Origin of the sequence: Streptomyces sp. MB09-02B, from assembly GCF_033794485.1 — a bacterium.
Classification (GTDB): domain Bacteria; phylum Actinomycetota; class Actinomycetes; order Streptomycetales; family Streptomycetaceae; genus Streptomyces.
This window is the reverse complement of the sequence record NZ_JARGEE010000499.1, coordinates 1-5,863: the sequence shown is the minus strand read 5'-3', so window position 1 is coordinate 5,863 and position 5,863 is coordinate 1. Positions and strand designations below refer to the sequence as shown.

Below are 5,863 nucleotides of genomic sequence, written 5' to 3'. Positions count from 1 at the left end.
CACGGACTCCACCCCGGTCGCCCCGTCCCCCAACGGCGGTGAGCCCGGCGACCTCGCCGAGACGGGTGGCGGCAACGCCATCCCGATCGCCATCGGCGCGGCGGGCCTGGTGGCAGCGGGCGGCGCGATCTTCGTCGTGACCCGCCGCCGGGGCACGGGCCGCACGGGCGCGTAGTCCTCGTCTCGCCGATGCGGTGCCCCCACCTCCACGGAGGCGGGGGCACCGCATCGTCGTGTTCGGCAGGCGGACGCCGGGAGGGTGTTCGCCTCGTGATCTGCAGCTTCTGGAGGACCCGGGTCAGGTAGCCGAATCGTCGAGGTCGAGGCGGATCACGGCGAGTGCCTCGGCGATCTCGACGGTCATCTCGTCGTCGGGTCCGAACACCATGCACATGTCCTGGTGGAGCGGTTCGAGGACCTGCCGCGCCTCGGCGGCCCGGCCCTGGGCGAGCAGCAGCATCCCGATGTTGTGCCGCAGCTCCACGGCTTCCTCGCTCACGTCGCTGTCGACGGCACGCACGACGTTCAGTACGCCCTGGAGCGCGGCCAGCGCGTCGGTGACCTGGCCGAGTTCGGCGCGGCAGCGGGCCGCCTGGGCGCGGCAGGCACGGGCTTGCTCGCCGGTGGGTCCGGCGATGCGGGCGTAGGCGTCGGCGAGGGCGTCGAACTCGGGCAGGGCGGCCCGGTAGTCGCCGCCGAGGAGGCGGATCGCCGCCCGCTGGCGGCGCAGCGCCAGGACCTGTTTGCTCTCGGAGCCGAGGGCGAGGGCCGCGGGTTCGACGACCTCGCCGAGCACCTCGGCGGCCTGCGCGAACCGCTCCTCCTCCAACAGGGCGTCGGAGTGGGCGTACGCCTCCTTGATGTCCTCGCGCAACTGGGCGGGGACGGGCACCGGCTGGGCCGCCGGGAGGACGGCCGTGGGCGGCAAACCGCCGGGTGCGGGTGCCTGGGCGCGGGCGCGCGGCGCGAAGGGGCGACGGAACACGCCCGTCGGATCGGGTGCGCCGACCGGCCCGGCATCGGCCGTGCCCTGCTCCTGGCCCGGTGGCGGGAGGAACGGCAGCAGTCGCGCGTACACCTCCTGCGTGTCGGCGGGCCGCGCCTCGGGCGCTTTGCGCAGCAGGTGCAGGACCAGTTCCTCCAGCGCCTCGGGGACGTCGGGTCGCAGCTGTCGCAGCGGGGTGGGGGCGGCGTTGACGTGCTGGTACATCAGCAGGTACTCGCTCTCCGCCTCGAACGCGAGGCGTCCGCTGAGGAGTTCGTGCAGCACGCAGCCCAGCGCGTACAGGTCGGTCTGTGGGGTGATACGTCCGCCGCGGACCTGCTCGGGCGACATGTACTGGTGGGTGCCGATGGGGCTGCCGGTGGCGGTCAGCTTGGTGACGTCGGTCCGCAGGATCGCCGCGATGCCGAAGTCGAGGACCTTCACGGTGCCGTCGCGTGCGACGAGGATGTTGCCCGGCTTGAGGTCCCGGTGGATGACCGGCACGTCGTGCGCGTACGACAGTACGGTCGCGACCTGCGCGGCGACGGCCGCCGCCCAGCTGACCGGCAGCGGCCGGCCGGGGTCGAGGTAGGCGGACAGCGGTACGCCGTCGACGAGCTCCATCACCAGGAACAGCCGCTCGTACGACGCGTCGAGCACCGCGTCGTAGACCTGCGGCACGCCGGGGTGCTGGATGCGCGCGGTGATGCGGGCCTCGCGACGGAAGCGCTTGGCGAACTCCTCGGCCAGCTGCGGCGAGGTGACCGACGCCTGCCGGATGAGCTTCACGGCGATGGGCCGGTCGAGCACGGCGTCGTAGCCGCGCCACACGTCCCCCATGCCGCCGTGGCTGAGCTCCTCCAGAAGTTCGTAACGGTCGGAGATCGCCTCCTGCGGCACCTTGCCCCCGGTGTGCGTGATGAACGGTCACGGTCAGGGGTCAAGTGTGACCGCTGCGTCAGGACGCCGTCCAGCGGTCGCGGTATGACAGGGGCAGGGCGCGTCGCTCACATGTCGGCGTCAGGGTGAGCGCAACGTTCGTCGTGCCGTGCTGACGAGATTCTGGGCGTCAGCGCCGTACACGGCGGACTCCCGGAGCGTCTTCCAGGTCCGCAGGTACGTTTCCACGCTGGCTGCGTCATCGATCCACAACTCCGCGTGCCAGTTCTCGACGATCACCTGACGGTCGTCGTAGACCCAGAATGCGGTGGCCGGGGGAATCTTGAGCGAGGCGGACAGCGGGATGATCCCCAGCTCGACCGTGTCCAGACCGATGGCTCCTGAGAGGCGGTCGAGCTGGGCCGCAAGCACCGCCGGTGGACAGATCAAAGCGTGAAGGGCGGCCTCCCACAGGAGGAGGCGGAAGCGTTTCGAGGAGTCGTACAGCGCTTCTTGCCGCTTCATGCGAGACCGGACTGCTTCCTCGGTGTCCCGTGGCGATCGCTGTAGCTCCGCGTATCTCGTGAAGACCGACCGTGCGTAGTCCGGAGTCTGGAGAATTCCGAAGATCATGGAGGACTCCCAGCCGCGGAACACCGAGGCGTCGGCATGAGCGTTCAGATGGGTGTCCTGGACCGCCTTGTGCCCCGAGGCCAGCTGACGCCGCCATGACCTGATGTGGGACTCGAAGCCCCTCAGGCGTGCGACCAGCTCGTCGTACGCCTCCGGCTGACCGGTTGCCTCCGCCCAGTTGCGCAGGTCATCGGGCGTCGGAGTCTGCTTGCCGTTCTCCAGCCTGCTGACCTTGGACTTGTTCCACCCGTACTGCTCGGCGAGCTCAGCACCGGTGAGCCGGCCTCCAGAGGCGGAAAGTCGGAGTTCACGCAGCCGTACCCCGAGTGCTTGCCGTGCCTGCTGGTAGTCCGTGCTCACCGATACGCACCTGCCTCAGTCCTCCTTCGCGGTCAGCTGTGCCGCGAACTCCTCGTACGGGCGGGCATGATGCAGCGCAGCGTCGCGCACCATGGCGTACCGGAGCACCGCAGCAGGCTGCGTGATCAACTCGACGCCGACCAGGTTGTCGGCTTCATCGAACTTGAGCAGCGCGACCAGCCGGGAGTCGAAGATCCAGAAATCCTCGGAGGGCAAGCCAAGGCGGCCGGCATCTTCTCGCCACAGATTGAGGATCCTCTCCCCGACGGCACTGTTACGGCGTGCGTTGTCGAGCAGGTAGAGCTGGCCGGCCGTGGGCGGGTTGTCGACGATGCGGACACGCTCGAACCGCTTGCCGAGAGCCACCTGCTCGCGGCGCTCCGCGCACCATTCCGCGTCGACTCCCTCCCAGTTGACGGACTCCCCCTGCATGAACTGGGCGTAGGTGCTGGTGAGCTCGTCCGATGCGTAGCGGCGGCGCGTCTCCAGGCGCCACGCCGTGTGCTCGAACTGTGTGAAGAGCCGGTCGAACTCGTCCAGCCCGATCACGGTGGCCGCATGGACGGCCTCCTTCGGTCCGAAGTCGACCAACAGCTCGCGAGGCACCACGATGGGCACCTCATTCTCGTTGAGGTGCCGGAGCTGGGCGATGTCCTCGGGGTCGGTGAGCGCCGGGCCGTGCACGATGACCTCGCCTGTGTCGAGATCTTCGTGAAGGGACGGGCATCCGTTGACACCGCTGCCCGTGCCGTTGAAACGCAGCCGACGTGGCATGATCACGTCCTTCCCTCGGAGACTGATCTCCCAAGCCTCCGCGAAACCAACGCCTGCTGTCCGAGCTTTGGTTGGCGTGAATCAGCAACCTTACGCAACTTCGCCCCGCGGCCGAGCAACTTCGCGCAACTTCTCTGGCATCTGTCAACGCCCCCTCTCTACCGTCGCGTTCATGGCTGGAGCACACCTACGCCCGGTCCAGCCCCGTCACACGTAGCCCTCGCTGGAACGGGATCCGCAAGACGCCCGCGCCGCGCACTGAGCCCGGACAGGCTGACGGGCGGGACGGACTCGGACCTGCACGGCACGACCTGTCTCCGAAGGAGTAGTCCATGACCGTCACGCTCGACCGACCCACGAGCACCCGCACACGGGACCCGAGGAAACTCCTCAACGCCGTCCAGCCCCACGTCAAGCACCTGACGATCAACGTGCTGGACAGCGGCATGACCCTCTGGGACCGTGAGGTCGCCCTGCTGCTGCGCGACCACACGATGGTCCGCGACATGGCCGAGCGCATCCTCGGCGACGCCGTCATGTACACCATCGGCTGCATGGAGCACCCTGAGGTCCACCTGGGCGTCGGCAAGCTCGTCGACATCGGCGTTCACCAGCTCATCCTCGACACGCCTGTGTGGTGGGCCCTCTGCGACGCGTACAACGAGGGCCACTACAAGCACCACGCCCCCTTCATCGAGCGCCGCCGCGACGGCCTGTGCCTGCGCACTGCGGACTTCCTGAAGTCCATCGGCTTCGACGTCGACGAGGAGCTGTGGGCGATCGACGGCACGGACTGCTCGCCGTGCGACAACAAGGTCCCCGACAGCCACTGAATGGCCCCTACGCTGGTCCCTGTCCTCGGCCCACGGGAGGACAGGGACCGACCCTTGCGAAGAGGAATCGCCTTGCCCGCACAACACGACATCGCCGCCGAGACGGAGCTGTGGGACACCTACGCCGCTTCCGCCTTCAAGGACGACGCGGAGCCAAGCTTCTGCTGGACCCAGTACGCCGGTCACGGACCCGGACCAGAGCTGCTGGGTAACCCGCGTTCCGCCCTGGAGATCGGCTGCGGCACCGGCCGCGCCCTCGCCTACCTCGCTGAACGCGGTATCACCGCTCGGGGCGTTGACCTGTCTCCCGTCATGGTCAGGAAGACCACCACGAAGTGGGCCGGGACCGGCGCGGAGTTCGTGTGCTCGGAGGTCCTGGAGTATCTGAGCGAGCACGAGGAGGTGTACGACGCGGTCTACTCGATCTTCGGAGCCGTCTGGTTCACCGACCCGGGCCGTCTCCTCCCGCTCGTCCGACAGAGGCTCAAGCCCGGTGGCGTCATTGTCTTCTCACAGCCGCCGGCCATCCCCGGCGCGTACGGGCCGCAGGGCATGTACAAGGGTGGCTTCGCCGGAAAGGCGATGTTCACCTACCGCTACAGCTACCGCCCGGCGGTATGGGAGCGCCTGCTCTCTCGGGCTGGGTTCCGCACAGCCGACGCCCGGATTCTCGATGCCCCGCATCCCGGGCACATCGGAACGCTCCTCGTACGAGCAGTCGCACCGTGACCCTGGGCGGTGCATCGCGGTCTCATCCGGGAGCGAGGCAGGCAGCCGAGCGCCTCGCGTGCGAGAAGGGTGCCGACCGGATGCGGACCTGAGGTCAAGGAGCAGCGGGGGATGTGGGCCCGTGGCGCCCAGGGACGAGCCCTCCGGGCGCCACGGGCCTCAAGGTGGAAACCTCTACGTCGTCACTCCCGGTCGGCCGCCATGATGCCGACGCATTCTTCGAGCGCGGCGTGCAACGGCGTGACGAAGGCGGCGAGTTCGGCGTCCGATGCCTTCCCCACCTCCAGTACGGCGCCGACGACCGTCACCAGGACGGTGGCGGCCTTCAGTGCTTGTGTATCGGCCAGCCCTTCAAGAAGACCGCCGGGGCGCGTGACCGCGAAAGCCTCCTTGCCGGTTGCCGGGTCGACGCCGAGGCTGCGCAGAGGAGTCGCCTGCGTACTCATACGGCGACCTCCCACGGAACGTAGTCCTGCCCCAGCGTCGCCAACACCGCCGACCGGCGCCGCTCCCGCTGAAGGCGGCGCCGGTCGTGTTCGTCCCGTTCGCGTTCCCAAGCGACGACGTACGGGCGGACCAGGGGCATGCCGTCGGCGGTGATGAAGTCCGCCGGGTGCGGGAGCGTGATCACGGGCGGGGGTGCCGAAGCGGGTGCACGGAGGATGGGGGG

The 5,863-nt window shown here is 69.0% G+C and carries 8 protein-coding genes; 3 read left to right on the top strand and 5 right to left on the bottom strand.

Annotated elements, in window-relative coordinates:
- A partial coding sequence (locus P1P70_RS39010) for an LAETG motif-containing sortase-dependent surface protein (protein WP_319246242.1) occupies positions 1-175 on the top strand: 175 nt, incomplete at its 5' end.
- Positions 176-298: 123 nt separating this feature from the next.
- Here the strand turns inward: P1P70_RS39010 and P1P70_RS39005 are convergent.
- From P1P70_RS39005 to P1P70_RS38995, 3 genes are all read right to left on the bottom strand, one after another.
- Positions 299-1,885, bottom strand: a complete 1,587-nt coding sequence (locus P1P70_RS39005; protein WP_319246240.1) for a serine/threonine-protein kinase — start codon at positions 1,883-1,885, stop codon at positions 299-301.
- 120 nt (positions 1,886-2,005) lie between these two features.
- Positions 2,006-2,857, bottom strand: coding sequence for a helix-turn-helix transcriptional regulator (locus P1P70_RS39000; protein ID WP_319246238.1), 852 nt, complete (start codon positions 2,855-2,857; stop codon positions 2,006-2,008).
- 15 nt (positions 2,858-2,872) lie between these two features.
- Positions 2,873-3,631: a DUF6879 family protein gene (locus tag P1P70_RS38995; protein WP_319246236.1), complete on the bottom strand. Its 759-nt coding sequence runs from the start codon at positions 3,629-3,631 to the stop codon at positions 2,873-2,875.
- 332 nt (positions 3,632-3,963) lie between these two features.
- Here P1P70_RS38995 and P1P70_RS38990 point away from each other — a divergent pair, with 332 nt between their 5' ends.
- Both P1P70_RS38990 and P1P70_RS38985 read left to right on the top strand, forming a co-directional pair.
- A complete protein-coding gene (locus tag P1P70_RS38990; protein ID WP_319246235.1) occupies positions 3,964-4,464 on the top strand; it encodes a hypothetical protein in 501 nt (166 codons plus the stop codon).
- A 72-nt stretch (positions 4,465-4,536) separates the two neighbouring features.
- A complete protein-coding gene (locus P1P70_RS38985) occupies positions 4,537-5,193 on the top strand; it encodes a class I SAM-dependent methyltransferase (protein WP_319246233.1) in 657 nt (218 codons plus the stop codon).
- 182 nt (positions 5,194-5,375) lie between these two features.
- On the opposite strand, the gene P1P70_RS38980 is transcribed toward P1P70_RS38985, so the two are convergent.
- Both P1P70_RS38980 and P1P70_RS38975 read right to left on the bottom strand, forming a co-directional pair.
- Positions 5,376-5,639, bottom strand: a complete 264-nt coding sequence (locus tag P1P70_RS38980; protein WP_319246231.1) for a hypothetical protein — start codon at positions 5,637-5,639, stop codon at positions 5,376-5,378.
- Positions 5,636-5,863, bottom strand: a 228-nt coding sequence (locus P1P70_RS38975; protein ID WP_319246230.1) for a hypothetical protein, incomplete at its 5' end; no start/stop codon positions are given. The genes P1P70_RS38980 and P1P70_RS38975, both read right to left, overlap by 4 nt.

Coding starts and splice junctions, on each gene's coding strand:
- P1P70_RS38995 (WP_319246236.1), bottom strand. CDS start 3,631: ATGCCACGTCGGCTGCGTTTCAACGGCACGGGCAGCGGTGTCAACGGA.
- P1P70_RS38990 (WP_319246235.1), top strand. CDS start 3,964: ATGACCGTCACGCTCGACCGACCCACGAGCACCCGCACACGGGACCCG.
- P1P70_RS38980 (WP_319246231.1), bottom strand. CDS start 5,639: ATGAGTACGCAGGCGACTCCTCTGCGCAGCCTCGGCGTCGACCCGGCA.